The organism is Geodermatophilus sp. SYSU D00965 (assembly GCF_054050075.1).
Genome location: NZ_JBJGYQ010000009.1, coordinates 119,529 through 136,393, shown reverse-complemented (window position 1 = coordinate 136,393; position 16,865 = coordinate 119,529). Strand labels below are relative to the sequence as shown.

Annotated in this window: 19 protein-coding genes; 10 read left to right on the top strand and 9 right to left on the bottom strand. The window is 74.8% G+C overall.

Annotated features, from left to right (window positions below):
• The first annotated feature begins 170 nt into the window (after window positions 1-170).
• Window positions 171-893 carry a hypothetical protein gene (locus ACI789_RS10715; protein ID WP_457008772.1) on the top strand — a complete coding sequence of 241 codons (723 nt, stop codon included), beginning with the start codon at window positions 171-173 and terminating at the stop codon, window positions 891-893.
• Here ACI789_RS10715 and ACI789_RS10710 read toward each other — a convergent pair whose 3' ends face one another.
• The 3 genes from ACI789_RS10710 to ACI789_RS10700 form a co-directional block, all read right to left on the bottom strand.
• Window positions 894-2,597 carry a DUF885 domain-containing protein gene (locus ACI789_RS10710; protein WP_457008770.1) on the bottom strand — a complete coding sequence of 568 codons (1,704 nt, stop codon included), beginning with the start codon at window positions 2,595-2,597 and terminating at the stop codon, window positions 894-896.
• Window positions 2,594-3,127, bottom strand: coding sequence for an FABP family protein (locus ACI789_RS10705; RefSeq protein WP_457008768.1), 534 nt, complete (start codon window positions 3,125-3,127; stop codon window positions 2,594-2,596). Before ACI789_RS10705 ends, ACI789_RS10710 begins: the two co-directional genes overlap by 4 nt.
• Before the next feature lie 197 nt (window positions 3,128-3,324).
• The gene (locus ACI789_RS10700; protein ID WP_457008766.1) at window positions 3,325-4,254 is read right to left on the bottom strand and encodes an NAD-dependent epimerase/dehydratase family protein; all 930 of its coding nucleotides are present in this window, start codon (window positions 4,252-4,254) and stop codon (window positions 3,325-3,327) included.
• Window positions 4,255-4,382: 128 nt separating this feature from the next.
• Here ACI789_RS10700 and ACI789_RS10695 point away from each other — a divergent pair, with 128 nt between their 5' ends.
• From ACI789_RS10695 to ACI789_RS10685, 3 genes are read left to right on the top strand one after another with little or no spacing between them, the layout of a single operon-like run.
• The gene (locus ACI789_RS10695) at window positions 4,383-5,075 is read left to right on the top strand and encodes a TetR/AcrR family transcriptional regulator (RefSeq protein WP_457008763.1); all 693 of its coding nucleotides are present in this window, start codon (window positions 4,383-4,385) and stop codon (window positions 5,073-5,075) included.
• Window positions 5,072-5,518 (top strand): hypothetical protein, encoded by a 447-nt coding sequence (locus ACI789_RS10690; protein ID WP_457008761.1) that lies wholly within the window; start codon window positions 5,072-5,074, stop codon window positions 5,516-5,518. The genes ACI789_RS10695 and ACI789_RS10690 overlap by 4 nt, the downstream gene beginning before the upstream one ends.
• Before the next feature lie 14 nt (window positions 5,519-5,532).
• On the top strand, window positions 5,533-6,258 hold the full coding sequence (locus ACI789_RS10685; protein WP_457008759.1) for a DUF4184 family protein: 726 nt from the start codon (window positions 5,533-5,535) through the stop codon (window positions 6,256-6,258).
• 86 nt (window positions 6,259-6,344) lie between these two features.
• Here ACI789_RS10685 and ACI789_RS10680 read toward each other — a convergent pair whose 3' ends face one another.
• The 6 genes from ACI789_RS10680 to ACI789_RS10655 all read right to left on the bottom strand — a co-directional run bounded on the left by ACI789_RS10680 (window position 6,345) and on the right by ACI789_RS10655 (window position 10,423).
• Complete coding sequence (locus tag ACI789_RS10680; RefSeq protein WP_457008757.1) at window positions 6,345-6,638, bottom strand: DUF1416 domain-containing protein; 294 nt, start codon at window positions 6,636-6,638, stop codon at window positions 6,345-6,347.
• Window positions 6,639-6,640: 2 nt separating this feature from the next.
• Window positions 6,641-7,474, bottom strand: a complete 834-nt coding sequence (locus ACI789_RS10675) for a sulfurtransferase (RefSeq protein WP_457008755.1) — start codon at window positions 7,472-7,474, stop codon at window positions 6,641-6,643.
• 280 nt (window positions 7,475-7,754) lie between these two features.
• Window positions 7,755-8,117: a thioredoxin family protein gene (locus ACI789_RS10670; protein ID WP_457008753.1), complete on the bottom strand. Its 363-nt coding sequence runs from the start codon at window positions 8,115-8,117 to the stop codon at window positions 7,755-7,757.
• Between the two features lie 40 nt (window positions 8,118-8,157).
• Window positions 8,158-8,847, bottom strand: a complete 690-nt coding sequence (locus ACI789_RS10665) for an LmeA family phospholipid-binding protein (RefSeq protein ID WP_457008751.1) — start codon at window positions 8,845-8,847, stop codon at window positions 8,158-8,160.
• On the bottom strand, window positions 8,847-9,668 hold the full coding sequence (locus ACI789_RS10660) for a hypothetical protein (protein WP_457008749.1): 822 nt from the start codon (window positions 9,666-9,668) through the stop codon (window positions 8,847-8,849). Before ACI789_RS10660 ends, ACI789_RS10665 begins: the two co-directional genes overlap by 1 nt.
• Window positions 9,665-10,423: an alpha/beta hydrolase gene (locus ACI789_RS10655; RefSeq protein ID WP_457008747.1), complete on the bottom strand. Its 759-nt coding sequence runs from the start codon at window positions 10,421-10,423 to the stop codon at window positions 9,665-9,667. The genes ACI789_RS10660 and ACI789_RS10655 overlap by 4 nt, the downstream gene beginning before the upstream one ends.
• A gap of 121 nt (window positions 10,424-10,544) precedes the next feature.
• Between ACI789_RS10655 and ACI789_RS10650 the strand changes: the two genes are divergently transcribed.
• From ACI789_RS10650 to pstB, 6 genes are all read left to right on the top strand, one after another.
• On the top strand, window positions 10,545-11,288 hold the full coding sequence (locus ACI789_RS10650) for a winged helix-turn-helix transcriptional regulator (protein ID WP_457008745.1): 744 nt from the start codon (window positions 10,545-10,547) through the stop codon (window positions 11,286-11,288).
• A gap of 7 nt (window positions 11,289-11,295) precedes the next feature.
• A complete protein-coding gene (gene mshD / locus ACI789_RS10645; protein ID WP_457008883.1) occupies window positions 11,296-12,231 on the top strand; it encodes a mycothiol synthase in 936 nt (311 codons plus the stop codon).
• 211 nt (window positions 12,232-12,442) lie between these two features.
• Entirely contained in the window at window positions 12,443-13,561 is a 1,119-nt protein-coding gene (gene pstS, locus ACI789_RS10640) for a phosphate ABC transporter substrate-binding protein PstS (protein WP_457008743.1), read from the top strand.
• 298 nt (window positions 13,562-13,859) lie between these two features.
• Window positions 13,860-14,810 carry a phosphate ABC transporter permease subunit PstC gene (pstC, locus tag ACI789_RS10635; RefSeq protein WP_456916328.1) on the top strand — a complete coding sequence of 317 codons (951 nt, stop codon included), beginning with the start codon at window positions 13,860-13,862 and terminating at the stop codon, window positions 14,808-14,810.
• Window positions 14,810-15,889: a phosphate ABC transporter permease PstA gene (gene pstA / locus ACI789_RS10630; protein ID WP_457008741.1), complete on the top strand. Its 1,080-nt coding sequence runs from the start codon at window positions 14,810-14,812 to the stop codon at window positions 15,887-15,889. Before pstC ends, pstA begins: the two co-directional genes overlap by 1 nt.
• A 26-nt stretch (window positions 15,890-15,915) precedes the next feature.
• Entirely contained in the window at window positions 15,916-16,695 is a 780-nt protein-coding gene (gene pstB, locus ACI789_RS10625; protein ID WP_456916330.1) for a phosphate ABC transporter ATP-binding protein PstB, read from the top strand.
• Window positions 16,696-16,865: the final 170 nt, after the last annotated feature.

Here is a 16,865-nt window from a genome sequence, read left to right as displayed (position 1 = left end):
GACGGCAGATCGCCCGTCCGTCGTACGGCGGCGAGCGAGAACCGGACAGTCACCCGACCCCCGGGCCGCCGACACTTGTCCAGTCGGCCCGCGTGCAGCTCCCCTGCCAGTGCAGGGTCAGCGCCGCGGAGCAGCCCGGGGGTTGTCCGTTCTCCGGGGGAGGTCCGCGCGTGTTCGCCGGCCGCTCGGCCGAGACGGACGTCTCCCCCGGCACGTGGATCGCCGACGCCGTCCACCCGTTCGCCGAGCAGGCGGTCGCCTCGCTCGTCCCGCCGGTCTTCGCCGCCTACGCCCGCGTCTTCCACCCCGCCGTGCGGTACGCCGGGGACGACGACGTCCACGTGCCCTGGGCCGAGGTCGCCGCGGCCAACCGCACGGTGGCCCACCCCGCGATGGAGTGGGGCTCGATCACCGGGTCGATGGACTACTTCGGCGAGGACAACCAGACCCCGCTGTGGGACGACGCCCCGGCACGCGGGCACCTGCCCGAGCGCCTCGCCCGCCGCCTGGCCGCGGTCCTGCGCCGGCACACGACCACGCCCGACGACTGCCTCCTCGGCGTGTCGGCCGACTTCGGGTTCCTGCCAGGGGGCACGCCGACGGTCCCGTGCTCCCCGGGGCACCGGCTGCACGCGCTCGTGCGGGGTCCGGTCGAGCTGGCCGCGGCCAACATGGCCGACGAGCCCTGGGAGCAGAGCGCCGGCATCTGGTGGCCGGCCGACCGCGCGTGGCTCGTCGCCACCGACATCGACCTGGTCACGACCTACGTCGGTGGGAGCCGCGCGTGCGTCGACGCCGTCCTGGCCGCCGACGGACTGGAAGCCGCCGAGGTCTCCCCCACCCAGTCGGTGGCTTGGGACGCCGACACGATCAACCCCCTGCCGGCCAGGTAGCTACAGGGCGGCGAGCTCCGCGGCGAGGTCGTCTAGCCCGAGCGACCCCTGCGAGAGCGCGGCCATGTGCCAGGCCTTGCGGTCGAAGGCGTCGCCGCGTGCCTTGCGGGCCGCGTCCCGGCCCTCGAGCCAGGCGCGCTCACCGAGCTTGTAGCTGATCGCCTGGCCGGGCAGGCCCAGGTAGCGGACGAGCTCGCTGTCGAGGAAGGCCGGCGTGGCCCCGCTGTGCTCGCCGAAGAAGGCGCGGCCCAGCTCCGGCGTCCAGGGCCGGCCGCGGTGGTCGGCCAGCACCCCGTCGGCGTCGTCCGGCACCGGCAGGCCCAGGTGCATGCCGATGTCGACGACGACCCGCATGGCGCGCAGCTGCTGTGCGTCGAGGAAGCCCAGGCGGGTGCCGGGGTCGGCGAAGTACCCGAGCTCGTCCATGAGCCGCTCGGCGTAGAGCGCCCAGCCCTCGACGTTCGAGCTCACCGAGCCCAGCGACGTCTGGTAGGTCGACAGCTCGCCCGAGACCAGCGCCCACTGCGCCAGCTGCAGGTGGTGGCCCGGGACGCCCTCGTGGTACCAGATCGAGGTCAGGTCCCACAGCGGGAAGCGCTCCCGGCCCATCGTCGGCAGCCAGGTGCGGCCCGGCCGCGAGAAGTCCTGCGCGGGCCGGGTGTAGTAGGGGGCCGCCGCGCTGCCCGGCGGCGCGATCATCGCCTCGACCCGGCGCACCGGCTCGGCCAGGTCGAAGTGCGTGCCGTGCAGGGCGTCGATGGCGTCGTCCATCATCTGCTGCAGCCGCAGCCGGATCGCCTCGACGCCGTCGACGGCCGGGCCGTGCACGTCCAGCCAGCGCATGGCCTCCATGGGCGTGCTCCCGGGCACCACCCGCTCGGCCTCGGTCCGCTGCTCGGCGAGGATCCGCCGGTGCTCGGCCCAGCCCCAGGCGTAGGCCTCCTCCAGCCCGGAGCCCGCGCCGAGGTCGGACCCGGTCCAGCGGCGGGCGGCCAGCGCGTAGCGGTCGCGGCCGACGACGTCCGGCGTCCCCTCGGCCCGCGGGCCGTAGCCGTCCCGGAGGAAGTCCCGGACCTCGGCCACCGCCTCGTCGGCCGCGCGCGCCGCGGCCGTCAGGTCGCAGCGCAGCGACTCCGGGCCCCGGGCGACGAAGGTCCCGAAGAACGGCCCGGCCAGCCACTCCCCGAGCTGGTCGACCACGGTGGACACCTGCCGCGGGGCGACGAACAGCCCACGGCGGGCGCCCTCCTCCAGGGCGGCGCGGAAGCCGCGGTAGGCCTCCGGCACCCGGGCCATGCGGCGGGCGATCACCGCCCAGTCCTCGTCGGAGGCCGCGGGCATGAGCAGGAAGACCTGCCGCATCGAGTGCACCGGGCTGGCCAGGTTCGACAGCGCCCGCAGCCCCTCCCCGGCCTCGTGGGCGGCCAGCTCGGCGCCGAGCCGCTCGCGCAGCAACCGGGCGCAGCGCCGCTCCACCGCGTCGTCGGTGAGCGCCGGGTCCGCGGCGAGCACCCGGTCCAGCTCGGCGAGGGTGTCGCGGGCCAGCTGGGCCTCGGCCTCGAGACCGGCCGGGCTGGGGTCGGGCAGCCGGTCGTCGCCGGGCCGGGTGCCCAGCGACGTGGCGACGATCGGGTCGAGGTCGCAGACGGCGTCGACGTACCGGTCGGCGACGGCTCTCGGGGTGGCGGGGCCGGCGTCGGTCATCGGATCCGTTCCAGGCGGGCGGACATGGTCGGTGCCAGCGGCGCGTCGGTGCCCGCGCGGTCGATGGCGTACATGAGCGCGCCCTCGACGATGCCGTAGAGCCGGACGGCGCGGGCCACGTCGGGGGCGTCCGGCGTCCGGGCGACGACGTCGCTGGTCAGCTCCCAGCTGGTCGTCGTCCGGGCCCGGCCGACGTAGATCTCCACCAGCCCGTCGGGGCTGGCCACGAGCAGCTCGACGTCGTCCCGGCCGCGCGGCCGCCAGAAGCCGGACTCCCGGTGCTCCGGACCGACGATCTGCCCGTCGTCGGTGAGCCGCCAGGTGCGCGACTCGTAGGCGAGGAACCCGCGCCCGTCGTGGCTGAACCGGATCCACTGGCCGAACCGGTGGTCACCCCCGGCGCCGGCGGCCTGGCCCTCGCCGTGCCACTCACCGAGCAGCGGCAGCACCGCGAGCAGCTCGTCGGAGACCTCCGGCCCCGAGCGGACGTCGACGGTGTCGGGCACCGGCAGCTCGGTCGCGTCGGTCATCGACGCGTCCCCTCGGGCCGGCGGGCGAGCCGGGCGGCGCCGTACCCGCAGCCGAGGGCGGCGAGCGACGCCAGGGTGACGAGGACCCAGGCAGAGACCATGCGCTCCACCGTAGGACCCGCTGGTGACGTGCTGGAACGGCCCCGTCCAGAGGCGCGCCTCGAGCTCGCGAGCGGTGAGGAGGACGGGGTCCTCCGTCAGGCGGTCGCCGGGAGCGCGCCGGCGGTCGCGGCCACGACCTCGTCCCACGGCGTCGCGGTCAGCCCGAAGGTGGCCGTGGTGGCCGTGGCGTCGATGACGTACTCCTGGTCGAACTGGTGGCGGACGTCGACGACCTCGCGCATGACCGGGGAGACCAGTCCGATCCCGCGCAGCACCGTCCACGGGATGCGGGAGACGCGCGGGGCAGGCGTCCCCAGGGCCGCGGCCAGGTCGGTCAGCGCCTGCCGCTGGGACCGCGGCGGCGCGCTGGGGACGTGCCAGGCGCGGCCGAGCGCCCGCTCGTCGGTGCCCAGGGTCGCCAGCGTGGCGGCGACGTCGGGCAGGTAGGCCCAGCTGCGCGGGGCGTCGGGGTCGCCGACCACCCAGGCGCGCCGCCCGCGGCGCAGGGCGGGCAGCTGGCGGACCAGGTGGGAGTGCTCCGCCGGCACCTGCGGGCCGACGAAGTCCGCGGCACGGGCCTCGGTGACCCGCACCCGGCCGGCCTCGTGCGCGGCCAGCGCCTCCTCCCACATGCGCCGCCGGACGACGCCCTTGAGGTCCGTGGCGGCCAGCGGGCTGTCGGGGGTCATCGGGCCGGCCGGGCGGCCGTAGACGTAGAGGTTGGCCATCGTGACCAGCACCGCGCCGGTGCGCTCGGCGGCGGTCAGCAGCGCCGTCGCGACCGGCGGCCAGTCGGTGGCCCAGCGGTGGTAGGCGGGGTTCACCGCGTTGTAGAGGGCGTCGGCCCCCTGCGCGGCAGCGGCGAGGGCGTCGGCGTCGGTGGCGTCGACGCGCCGGTGCTCGACCGTGCCGGTCGACGTCCCGCCGCTGCGCGACAGGACCCGGACACGGTGGCCACGCGTGGCGAGCAGCTCGGCGGTCGTCGTCCCGACCGGGCCCTTGCCGACGATCACGTGCAGTGCCATGGCGAACTCCTCCTCGATCGGTCGAGAGCAGTGCTCTCGATGCGGTCGACGCTGGCACGGCGACCGTCGCCCGTCAAGAGCAGTGCTCGCACTTGCGTGCAGCGATCTCAAGCGATCATGATGGGCGCGTGCCGCCCACCGCCCGTGAACGGGTCCGCGCCGAGCTGACCGCCGAGATCACCGACGCCGCGCGGCGACAGCTGGCCGAGGTCGGGGCCGCCGCGCTGTCGCTGCGGGCCGTGGCCCGGGAGCTCGGCATGGCCTCGTCGGCGCTGTACCGCTACTTCCCCAGCCGGGACGACCTGCTGACCCGGCTGATCATCGACGGGTACGACGCCCTCGGGGCCGTCGCGGAGGCCGCCGACGACCCGGGCGCCGCACCGCGGGAGCGGTGGCTGGCCGTCTGCCGCGCCGTCCGGGAGTGGGCTCGGGCCCACCCGCACGAGTACGCGCTGCTCTACGGCTCACCAGTGCCCGGCTACGCGGCGCCGCGGGACACCGTGCCCGCGGCCAGCCGCGTCGGCGTCGTCCTCGGGCACGTCCTGGGGGACGCCGCCCGCAGCGGTGCGCTGCCGGAGGCGGCCGGGAGCGACCGGGACCCGGCGCTCGTCAGTGACGATGCGATCGCGGTGCTCGGGGGCGAGCACCCGGCGCTCGACGACGCCGTCCGGCTGCGGGCACTGCTGGCCTGGAGCGCGCTCTACGGGACGATCAGCTTCGAGCTGTTCGGGCACTTCGTCGGCTCGGTGCAGGACGCCGACCGTTACTTCGACCGGGCGATGGGCGAGCTGGCCGCGCTCGTCGGGCTGGGCCGCGGGTGACCGTCGAGATCCGGCCACCCCTGGTCGCGCGGGTCGTGGCCGGCCTCGTGGCCGTGGCCGGCGTCGTCCTGGTCTTCGCGCCCGGCCTGCTCGACGCCGCACGCTCCGGGGAGTGGGGCCCGGTCCTCCCGCTGGCCGCCTTCATGGTCGTGTGGCTCACCGTCATCGCGCGGACCGCCGGCATGGTGGTGCGGAGCACCCCCGACGGCCGGCTCGTCGTCCGCAACCAGCTGCGGACGACGACCTACGACCGCGCCCAGATCGAGGACGTGCGCCGGTCCACGAGCGGCTCGCTCTCCCCCACGCAGGGCGCGCTGCAGCTGCTGCTGCGGGACGGGACCGTGCAGACCCTCCAGGTCACCGCCGTGGGCCCGTTCGGCCTCGGCCGGGCACGCGCCGCCGAGCAGCAGCAGGTCCTGCGCCGCTGGCTCGCGGGCCCGTAGGCCGGGGGACGACGATGCCGTTCACCGGCAGCCATCCCGCGGCGGTGCTGCCGTTCCTGCGGACGCCCCTGCCACCGTCGGCCCTGGTCGTCGGCAGCCTGGCGCCGGACCTGCCGTTCTACCTGCCCGTCCCGTTCCCCTGGGCGACCCACACGGCGCTCGCCGTCGTCACCGTCGACGTGCTCCTCGGCGGCCTGGCCTGGGCGCTGTGGCACGCGCTGCTGGTGGCCCCGGCGCTCGCCGTCGCGCCGACCGCGCTGCGCGCCCGGCTGACCGGCGTCCGGCCGGGGCTGCGACGGCGCCTGGCCACGGTGCCGGCCGTCGCGTGGACGCTGCTGGCGCTCGCCGTCGGCGCAGGTACCCACGTGCTCTGGGACGAGTTCACCCACCCGCGCCGCTGGGGCACCGACCACCTGCCGGCGCTGTCCGCCCAGTGGGGGCTGCTGCCGGGCTACCGCTGGCTGCAGTACGCCAGCGGGCTCGTCGGCGGCCTCGTGCTGCTGGCCTGGGCGCTGCGGTGGTGGCGCCGCACCCCCGCGCGCCCCCTCCCACCCGGGGCCGGCACCTCCTGGCCCTGGCTGCTGCTGACCGCCGTCGGCGGGAGCGTGGGCGGGGTCGCCGCGCTGACCTCCCCGAGCATCGGGGCGGCGGCGTTCGCGAGTGCGACCTGGGGCGGCGGAGCCGTGCTCGCCGTCTCCGTCGTCCTCGCTGCGGGGTGGCACGCCACCCACCGGCGGTGAGCCGCGGACGTCCGAGAACGCCACAGCGCCCGCCCCGGCGGGTGCCGGAGCGGGCGCTGTGCGGGACGGCCCTCGGGGGTCCTTCCTCAGTCGATCGCGACCGTGGTCTCGTTCAGGCCCACGTCCGCGGTGAGGACGCGCTCACCCTTGCCGACCGGGGCGAGCGAGCGGAGCTTCCACTCGCCGGGAGCGGCGAAGAACCGGAACTCGCCCTCGGGGCTGGTGACGACCTCGGCGGTGAACTCGTCGGTGGAGTCGAGCAGCCGCACGTAGGCGCCGGCGACCGGTGCGCCGTCGTGCCACACCGAGCCCTGGATGACCGTCTGGGTCGTCAGGTCCACGCCCGCCAGGGCAGTGCCCTGCTTGGGAGCGCCGCACATGCTCAGGCCCCCTTCTCGATCGGGACGCCGACGAGGGAGCCGTACTCGGTCCACGAGCCGTCGTAGTTCTTGACGTTCTGGTGGCCGAGCAGCTCGCGCAGCACGAACCAGGTGTGGCTGGAGCGCTCGCCGATCCGGCAGTAGGCGATGGTGTCCTTGCTGGTGTCGAGGCCGGCGTCGGAGTAGAGCTTGGCCAGCTCCTCGTCGCTCTTGAAGGTGCCGTCCTCGTTGGCCGCCTTGCTCCACGGCACGTTCACGGCGCTGGGGATGTGGCCCGGACGCTGCGCGCCCTCCTGCGGGAGGTGCGCCGGGGCGACCAGCTTGCCGGCGAACTCGTCGGGCGAGCGGACGTCGACCAGGTTCTTCTGGCCGATCGCGGCGACGACCTCGTCGCGGAACGCGCGGATGGAGGTGTCGGGCTCCTGGGCCCGGTACTGCGTGGCCGGCCGCGAGACGGCGTCGGTGGACAGCGGACGGCTGTCGAGCTCCCACTTCTTGCGGCCGCCGTCGATCAGCTTGACGTCCTGGTGGCCGTAGAGCTTGAAGTACCAGTACGCGTAGGCGGCGAACCAGTTGTTGTTGCCGCCGTAGAGGACGACGGTGTCGTCGTTGCTGATGCCGCGCTCGGACAGCAGCTGCTCGAACTGCTCCTTGCTGACGAAGTCACGGCGCAGCGGGTCCTGGAGGTCGGTCTTCCAGTCCAGCTTCACCGCACCCTCGATGTGGCCCTTGTCGTAGGCGCTGGTGTCCTCGTCGACCTCGACGAAGACGATGCCGGACTGGCCGAGGTGCTCCTGGGCCCAGTCGGCGGAGACGAGCACGTCGTTGCGACTCATGGGGGGTGTTCCCTCCTGTGGTGGGTGTGCGGGTCGGGCGGTGCGGGCCGGTGCGACCCGCCGGGCGGTTCAGGTGGGGGTGCGGAGAGGGCCAGGACGGTCCGCCCCGGGGTCGACCGGGCGGACCGGCCGTTCGGCCGTGCGCCCGCACGTCGGTGGGGGCGGGTTCTGACGAGCCGGGCCGGCGCTCAGGAGACCGGACACAGGCAGCTGCCGACGCGGCACAGGTCGACTGTGCGGCGTGAGGTCAGCAGGATGCCCACGGCGCGAGGGTAACCGATCACACGCCCCTCCCCGCCCGGGTGCCCACGAGCGCACCCAGGTGCGCATCGACCAGCGCGGCCAGCTCCCCGGCCCGCGGCGCGCGGTCGGCGCGCCCCACCAGGCGGCCGTCGCCGGCGAGGAAGAGCAGCGTCGGGGTGCTCCGGACGTCGAGCGCCCGGACCGCGTCGAGGTGGCTCTCGGCGTCGACGTCGACGGCGGCCAGCCGCGGCCGGGTCGCCGTCAGCTGCCGCAGCCGCGCCCGGGTCGCCCGGCACGGCCCGCAGAAGGCGGTGGAGAACTGGACGACGGTCAGGTCGGCGTCCTCCGGGCGCACACCCAGCCCCGCGAGGACATCGGCCGGCACGTCCTGGGCGCTCACGCCCCGGCCAACCCGACCGGTCCCCGCGGGATTCCCGGGGTCAGCCCCGCAGCACGGTGTCGGTGGCCGCCACGGCGACGTCGACGCCGTCGTCGGCCGGGGCGACGCCGGTCAGCTGCAGCCCGAACGGCAGCTCGGGCACGGGGTAGCGCAGGTCCAGCAGGTCGCTGGCCTGGTCCACGAGGACGGCCGGCAGGTCCACACCGGCGCCGGAGGCCTCCGAGACGTCGACGACCAGGTCGTTCCCGTCCAGGCCCAGCGTGCCGACGGCGGTCAGCGGCACGGTCAGACCGGCCAGCTCCACGGTCCGCTCGACACGCAGCCCGTCGCCCTCGCGGGAGAGCGTGGTGCCCGGGCCCAGCTGCTGCGACAGCAGCGCGTAGGACAGCGTCGCCGTACCGTCGACCCGGTCGACCGGCACCTCCTGCACCGACCCGGACAGCACGTCGGACAGCGGGACGTGCACGCCCCGCAGCGAGACGTCGGCCCGGGTGCCCTCCGGCTGCGCCAGGTCGGCCGCGGTCAGCGCGATGCGCACGTCCTCGTAGGTGCCGCTCACCGCCTGGGTGAGGAACGGGAACCCGCCGATGTCGACCTCCGGCTGCCCGGCGAGGCCGCCGCGCTCGGCGATGGCCTGGCCGACCCGGTCCTCGGCGATCCCGACGCCGACCCGGTCGGCGACGACGGCCAGCCCGACCAGCAGCAGGAGCACCACCAGCAGGGCGCGCATCAGAACGCGTCCTGCAGGACGAGGGAGAACGCGACCGGTGCGCAGGCCGCGAACGGCAGCACCACCTGCAGCAGCAGCGCCGCCCACGCCCGCCGCGGTCCCTCCGCGGTCACGTACTGCGCGGCCAGCGCGACCAGCGCGGCGACGCCCGCGAGACCGAGCCCGAAGGTGAGGACGGCGAGCACCTGGAACAGGTCCGTGGAGCCGTGCCGGACCAGCGCCAGCACCGCGCCGGCGAGCACCGAGACCACCAGGCCGGGCACCCCCCGCGGCACGCCGTCGGCGACCCGCGGCCGCGGCAGCACCACGTCGACGAGGTGCCCGACGACCAGCGTGGTGCCGGCGACCAGCAGGGCCGTCGTCGCCACGCGGCCCTCGTCGCCGTCCCCGGGCAGGAGCAGCAGCACGGCCAGCGCCGAGACCGCGCAGACCAGCAGGACCACGCCGGCCAGCGAGCCGACGACGTCGCGGCGCGGCGCCGGGCGGAACATCTGGTGCAGCACGGCCGCGAGGAAGCCCAGGCCGGGCACCGCCAGCAGCGACCCGAGCTCCGGCCGCTCCGGGACGACGAGCAGCACGTCCGCGCCGGCGGCCGCGGCGACCCCCAGCAGCGGCGCACCGACCCGCCCGGCGATGCCGGTAGCCGGCTTCCACGCCGCCACGAGGGCCAGCTGGAGCGCGGCGACGGCGGCCACCCGGCCGGGCTCGCCCGCGACCTCGGCGGGCACCACGAGCAGCGCGGTGGCGAGGGCCGCCAGGGCGGCCGCGGGCAGGTGGCGCCCGCGGGTCGACGCCCCGGTCCCGAGTGCGGCCGCTGTCACGGGTTGATCGTCGCAGACGCCCAGCGGCCGATCCGCTCGACGAGCGGGCCGGTGGCGCCGCTCTCGGCGTGTCCGAACCCCGGCACCACCCACGCGGTGGCCGCCGGACCGGCCGCCCGCACCAGCGCCCGGAAGTGCTCCAGCGGGAAGTAGCTGTCCCGGTCACCGTGCACCAGGAGCAGCGGCGTGGGCGCGATCCGGGCCACCACCTCCAGCGGCGCCTGCGGCGGGGTGATCCACGGCGTGTCCAGTCGCAGGCGCACGACGCGGGTGCCGATCCGCCGTCCGGCCGTGGTCTCCAGCAGCCAGTGCACCCGCCGCATCGGCGCGGTGTCGCGCACGTACCAGCGGCTCACCGCGCTGACGGCGACCACCGCGTCCGACCGGTGCCGCCCCAGGGCCGCTTGCCGCAGTGCCACGCCGCCGCCCATGGACATCCCCACGGTCACGACGGCGTCGGCGCCGTCGTCCCGGGCCGCGGCGACGGCGGCGTCGAGGTCCCGCAGCTCCGCGTCGCCCCCGGCCCCCGACCCGCCCTCGGAACGCCCGTGCCCGCGGAAGTCCACCCCGCGCACCTCGCCGAAGCGACGCAGCCAGCCCGCCAGCCGCAGGAAGTGCCGCCGGGTCACCGAGTTGGTGAAGCCGTGCGCGACGACGAAGGTCAGCGGCCGCGCTCCGGGCGGCAGCGGCTCCGGCAGCACCGCCGGGACGACGACGCCCGACAGCCGGACGCCGTCGTCCGTGTGCACCGTCACTGATCGCAGTTCGGTCACGACGGAGGGCTTCGGCAACACGTCGGTTATCCTGCTGTCTCTCGACAGTGCCGTCGTGGGCCCCCGGACGGATCCCCGTCCCCGGCTCCCCTGAGGAGACGACATGCGACTCGTGCTCATGACCGCGGCGCGTCAGGCCACGACCGAGGTGCTGCCCGCCCTCGGGCTGCTGGGCCACCAGGTCCGCGTGGTGGCGCCCGAGCTGTCCAGCCTGCTCGACGGCGACTCCGGCGACGTCGTCCTCGTCGACGCCCGCCACGACCTGATCGGCGCCCGCACGCTGTGCGGGCTGCTGTCCTCCACGGGTGTCGCCTCCGCGCTGGTCGCCGTGCTCTCCGAGGGCGGCCTCGTGGCGCTCTCCGCCGACTGGGGCATCGACGACGTCCTGCTCGACACCGCCGGCCCCGCCGAGGTCGACGCGCGGCTGAAGTGGGCCACCGCCCGGCGCATGGCCGCTGCCACGCCGGTCGACGGCGGCGACAGCGGCGTGACCACCGCCGGCGAGCTGGTCATCGACGAGCACAGCTACTCGGCCAAGCTCCGCGGCCGTCCGCTCGACCTCACCTACAAGGAGTTCGAGCTGCTCAAGTACCTGGCGCAGCACCCCGGCCGGGTCTTCTCGCGCGCGCAACTGCTGCAGGAGATCTGGGGCTACGACTACTTCGGTGGCACCCGCACCGTCGACGTCCACGTGCGCCGGCTGCGGGCCAAGCTCGGCACCGAGCACGAGGCGCTGATCGGCACCGTGCGCAACGTCGGCTACAAGCTCGACCAGCAGGTCGCCGACGCCACCGCCGCGGCCGCCCGCAGCGAGGCCGACGCCTCCTCCGACGCCGAGCTGGTCTGAGGCCCCCCTGTCCTCCTCCGCCGCCCGGGACGTCGCGCGCCTCGACCCCGCCGACGTCGCCGCGGTGCTCGCGCTGCTGCGCACCGCGACGGCGGCCGACGGCGTCCGCCCGCTCTCCGAGGAGGCCGAGCTGCGGCTGCAGCACGGCGGTCCGGACGGCGGCCGGGACGTGCTGGTCGAGGCGCCGGACGGCACCCTGACCGGCTACGCGCGGTTCGAGGGCGGCGGCACCGGGGACGCCGAGGCCGAGCTGGTCGTCGCCCCGGCCGCCCGGCGGCAGGGGGTCGGCCGCACCCTGCTGACCCGGCTCGAGGAGCTCGCCGGCGACCGCCCCCTCCGGGTGTGGGCGCACGGCGACCTGCCCGGGTCGGCCGAGCTGGCCGCGCGGCGTGGCTACACGCGGGCGCGGGTGCTGCTCCAGATGCGCCGCGACCTGGACGGGGTCGACCCCGAGCCGCGCCGGCCCCTCCCCGAAGGCGTGACGGTGCGTCCCTTCCGGCCCGGCCGGGACGAGCAGGCCTGGCTGGCCGTCAACGCCCGCGCCTTCGCCACCCACCCGGAGCAGGGCAGCTGGACCCTCGCCGACCTGCAGCTGCGCGAGGCCGAGCCGTGGTTCGACCCGGCCGGCTTCTTCCTGGCCTGGCGCGGCGAACCCGACGACGGCGGCACGCTGCTCGGCTCGCACTGGACCAAGGTGCACCCGCCCGGCGACGAGGGGCCGGAGGCGGTGGGCGAGGTCTACGTCCTCGGCATCGACCCCGCCGCCCAGGGCACCGGGCTGGGCCGGGCCCTCACCGACATCGGGCTGGCGCACCTGCGCGCCCTCGGCCTGGGGCAGGTCCTGCTCTACGTCGAGGAGGACAACACCGCCGCGGTGACCCTCTACGAGCGCAGCGGCTTCACCCGGCACGCCGTCGACGTCTCGTGGCGGCGGGCCGTCTAGTACCGGACGATCGCGTCCGCAACGGGGCCACGGCCTCGTTCACCTGATGGCCGTGACCTGGTTCTCACCCGGTCGGGAAACGCTTCGCCGTCGTTCACCGGTCGTTCACCGAGTGACCCGGATGCGTCTACTTGGGCTGCCTAACTTCGCCTTCGTTGGTTCTTCGCTGCCCGGCATCGAGGTCCGGGCACACCAGTCGAAAGGCACTGAGTTGAAGCTCAGCACCAGGTCGCGCGCCGTCGCTCTCTCCACGGCGCTGGCCGGCACCCTCGCGCTCACCGCGTGCGGCGCCGCCAACGAGCAGAACGCCGGCGGCGGCAGCGGCAGCACCGGCGGCGCCGCGGCGGCGGAGCTCAGCGGCGACCTCGTCGGCGCCGGCGCCAGCAGCCAGCAGGCCGCGATGCAGGCCTGGCAGGCGGGGTTCAACTCGCAGCAGCCTGGCATCAACTTCAGCTACGACCCGGTGGGCTCCGGCGGTGGCCGTGAGCAGTTCATCGCCGGCGGCACCGACTTCGCCGGCTCCGACGCGGCCCTGGACGACGAGGAGCTCGCCTCCGCGCAGGAGCGTTGCGCCGGCGGCGAGGTCTTCGAGCTGCCCAACTACATCTCGCCGATCGCGGTCATCTACAACCTCGAGGGCGTCGACGAGCTCAACCTCTCGCCGGCCACCATCGCCGGGATCTTCACCGGCGCCATCACGAACTGGAACGACCCGGCGATCGCCGCCGACAACCCCGACGCCACGCTGCCGGACCAGGCGATCACCCCCGTCCACCGCGCCGACGACTCGGGCACGACGGACAACTTCACCGACTACCTGTTCCAGACGGCCGGGGACGTGTGGACCTCGGAGCCCGACGGCGAGTGGCCGCTGCCCGGCGGTGAGGCCGCGAACGGCACCTCCGGCGTCGTGGCCGCCGTCCAGGCCGGCGCCGGCGCCATCGGCTACGCCGACGCCAGCCAGGCCGGCGAGCTCGGCATCGCCAACGTGGCCGTCGGCAGCGAGTTCGTCGCCCCGACCCCGGAGGCCGCCGCTGCGGTCGTCGAGAACTCCCCCGCCGTCGAGGGCCGCGGTCAGTACGACTTCGCCATCGAGGTCAACCGGCAGACCGAGGGCTCGGGCGAGTACCCGATCGTGCTGGTCAGCTACCACGTCGGGTGCATCCAGTACGACGACCAGGCGAAGGCCGACGCGGTCAAGGCCTTCATGGGGTACGTCATCAGCGAGGAGGGCCAGCAGGCCGCAGCCGAGTCCGCGGGCAGCGCCCCCATCTCGGACACCCTGCGCGACCAGGCCCAGTCCGCTGTCGACGCGATCACCGCGGGCTGACCGACCCACCCGGACCGGGGGGGGGGGGGGGGGGGGGGGGGGGGGGGGGGGGGGGGGGGGGGGGGGGGCGGCGCGGCGGCGCGCCCCCGGCCGCGCCGCCCCCCCCCCCCGAGCCGCCCCCCCCCCCCCCCCCCCCCCCCCCCCCCCCCCCCCCCCCCCCCCCCCCCCCCCCCCCCCCCCCGCCCCCCCCCCCCCCCCCCCCCGCGCCCCCCCCCCCCCCCCCCCCCCCCCCCCCCCCCCACCCCCGCCCGGAGCCGGGCGGACCCGACACCGACCGAGACGAACCCACGGAGCAAGGGTGACCGCCACCAGGACCCCGTCCGAGCCCACGACCAAGCGGCCGGTACGCCGCCCTGGTGACCGGATCTTCGCCGCCAGCGCGACCGGTTCCGGCATCCTCATCCTGCTGGTCCTCGCCGGCGTCGCCGCCTTCCTGATCGCCGAGGCGCTCCCGGCGTTCACCGCCCCCGCCGAGGACATCCCCGGCGGCGAGGGCCTGGGCAGCTACATCGCGCCACTCCTCTTCGGCACGCTGATCGCCGCGGTCATCGCCCTGGTGGTGGCCACACCCCTCGCCGTGGCGATCGCCCTGTTCATCACGTACTACGCGCCCCGGCGCATCGCCCAGGGCCTCGGCTACGTCGTCGACCTGCTGGCCGCCATCCCGAGCGTCGTCTACGGCTTCTGGGGCATCGCCGCGCTGGCGCCGGCCCTGGTGCCCTTCTACGCCTGGGCCGCGGACAACCTGGGCTTCATCCCGCTCTTCGCCGGGCCCGCCTCCGCGACCGGCCGCACCATGCTGACCGCCGGGCTCGTGCTCGCGGTCATGATCCTGCCGATCATCTCGGCGATCTCCCGCGAGGTGTTCAGCCAGGCGCCGGCCCTGCACCGGGAGGCCGCCCTGGCGCTGGGCGCCACCCGCTGGGAGATGATCCGGATGGCGGTGCTGCCCTACGGCAAGTCCGGCGTCATCGGCGGCTCGATGCTGGGCCTCGGGCGCGCCCTCGGCGAGACGCTCGCCGTCGCCATCGTGCTCTCCGGGTCCGGCGGGATCACGTTCAACCTGATCTCCAGCAGCAACCCGTCCACGATCGCGGCCAACATCGCCCTGCAGTTCCCCGAGTCCACCGGCATCGCCATCAACACGCTGATCGCCAGTGGCCTGGCCCTGTTCGTGATCACCCTGGCGGTCAACATGTTCGCCCGCTGGATCGTCGAGCGGCGCGCCGACTTCTCCGGAGCCAACTGATGAGCACCGACACCCGCTCCGCGCCCACGAACCTCCCGCCCACCGAGGGGCCCGTGCGCCGCAGCCGGCAACTGCCCCGCTATGCGGCGCTGGGGCTCTACGTCCTGGGCATCGCCGTCGGCGCCGTCGTCTCGGCGCTCACCGGCTTCAGCATCGCCCTGACGGTCATCTACGGCGCCGTCCTGGGCACGCTGCTGGTCTGGCTGGTCTCCCGCCAGGTGGAGGGACGGCGCAAGGGGACCGACCGGTTGGTCACCGCCCTGGTGACCACGGCCTTCGCCATCGCGATGATCCCGCTGGTGTCCCTGGTGTGGACCGTGCTCGAGAACGGCCTCAAGCGGTTCGACGCCGAGTTCTTCAACTCCTCGATGCTCGGGATCGTCGGTGAGGGCGGCGGCGCGTACCACGCCATCCTCGGCACCGTCATCATCACGCTGCTGACCGCCGTGATCTCCGTGCCGATCGGTCTGCTGACCGCCATCTACCTCGTCGAGTACGGCACCGGCCGGCTCAAGCGGGCCATCACGTTCTTCGTCGACGTCATGACCGGCATCCCGTCGATCGTGGCCGGGCTGTTCGCCTACGCCCTCTTCGCGCTGTTCTTCGGTCCCGGCATCCGGCTGGGGGTCATGGGTGCCGTCGCGCTGTCGGTGCTCATGATCCCGGTCGTCGTCCGGTCCTCGGAGGAGGTCCTCAAGCTCGTCCCCAACGAGCTGCGCGAGGCCAGCTACGCGCTCGGCGTCCCGAAGTGGCGGACGGTCGTGAAGGTCGTGCTGCCCACGGCGATCGCCGGCCTGGGCACCGGCATCACCCTCGCCGTGGCCCGCGTGATCGGCGAGACCGCGCCGCTCCTGGTGACGGTCGGCATCATCAACGGCACCAACCTCAACCCGTTCGACGGCCGCATGGCGACCCTGCCGGTGTTCGCCTACTACCAGCTGACCCAGCCCGGCTTCCCGCCGGAGTTCGCCATCGAGCGCGCGTGGACAGCAGCCCTGGTCCTCATCATCCTGGTGATGGCGCTCAACGTCGTCGCCCGCCTGATCACCCGATTCTTCGCCCCCAAGACCGGTCGCTGACCGGGTTCGTCCAGGAGGACACGCACGTGGCCAAGCGCATCGAGGTCTCCGACCTCAACATCTACTACGGCAACTTCCTCGCCGTGCAGGACGTCAACGTCTCCATCGAACCCCGGAACATCACGGCGCTGATCGGTCCCTCCGGCTGCGGGAAGTCGACCTTCCTGCGGTCCATCAACCGGATGCACGAGGTCATCCCGGGCGCCCGGGTCGAGGGCAAGGTCGTCATGGACGGCCAGGACCTCTACGGCGCCGACGTCGACCCGGTGAACGTGCGCCGGTCGATCGGCATGGTCTTCCAGCGGCCCAACCCGTTCCCGACGATGTCGATCTACGACAACGTCGTGGCCGGCAACCGGCTCAACAGCAAGCGCATGAAGAAGTCCGAGACCGACGACCTGGTCGAGAAGTCGCTGCGCGGCGCCAACCTCTGGAACGAGGTCAAGGACCGGCTGGACCGCCCGGGCTCGGGCCTGTCCGGTGGCCAGCAGCAGCGGCTGTGCATCGCCCGCGCGATCGCCGTCGAGCCCGAGGTCCTGCTGATGGACGAGCCCTGCTCGGCCCTGGACCCGATCTCCACGCTGGCGATCGAGGACCTGATGACGGAGCTCAAGGAGCGCTTCACCATCGTCATCGTCACGCACAACATGCAGCAGGCCGCGCGGGTGAGCTCCTACACGGGGTTCTTCAACCTCAACGGCGTGGGCCAGCCGGGCCGGCTCATCGAGTTCAACCCGACCGAGAAGATCTTCAGCAACCCGGACCAGAAGGCCACCGAGGACTACATCTCCGGCCGCTTCGGGTGAGTTCGCGGTGAGGAGTGGGGCCCGCAGGGTCCCGCGACGAGTCCGCGGACGCGCTCGACGCAGCAGGGGGGCGGCACCTGGCCGCGGTGCCGCTGCGGTGAGGAGTGGGGCCCGCAGGGTCCCGCGACGAGTCCGCGGACGCGCTCGACGCAGCAGGGGGCGGCACCTGG

Excerpts from the sequence above, each read along its gene's own strand:
- pstA (WP_457008741.1), top strand. The coding sequence starts at position 14,810 with ATGAGCACCGACACCCGCTCCGCGCCCACGAACCTCCCGCCCACCGAG.
- ACI789_RS10710 (WP_457008770.1), bottom strand. The coding sequence starts at position 2,597 with ATGACCGACGCCGGCCCCGCCACCCCGAGAGCCGTCGCCGACCGGTAC.
- ACI789_RS10685 (WP_457008759.1), top strand. The coding sequence starts at position 5,533 with ATGCCGTTCACCGGCAGCCATCCCGCGGCGGTGCTGCCGTTCCTGCGG.
- ACI789_RS10665 (WP_457008751.1), bottom strand. The coding sequence starts at position 8,847 with ATGCGCGCCCTGCTGGTGGTGCTCCTGCTGCTGGTCGGGCTGGCCGTC.
- ACI789_RS10705 (WP_457008768.1), bottom strand. The coding sequence starts at position 3,127 with ATGACCGACGCGACCGAGCTGCCGGTGCCCGACACCGTCGACGTCCGC.
- ACI789_RS10675 (WP_457008755.1), bottom strand. The coding sequence starts at position 7,474 with ATGAGTCGCAACGACGTGCTCGTCTCCGCCGACTGGGCCCAGGAGCAC.
- ACI789_RS10680 (WP_457008757.1), bottom strand. The coding sequence starts at position 6,638 with ATGTGCGGCGCTCCCAAGCAGGGCACTGCCCTGGCGGGCGTGGACCTG.
- ACI789_RS10650 (WP_457008745.1), top strand. The coding sequence starts at position 10,545 with ATGCGACTCGTGCTCATGACCGCGGCGCGTCAGGCCACGACCGAGGTG.
- ACI789_RS10700 (WP_457008766.1), bottom strand. The coding sequence starts at position 4,254 with ATGGCACTGCACGTGATCGTCGGCAAGGGCCCGGTCGGGACGACGACC.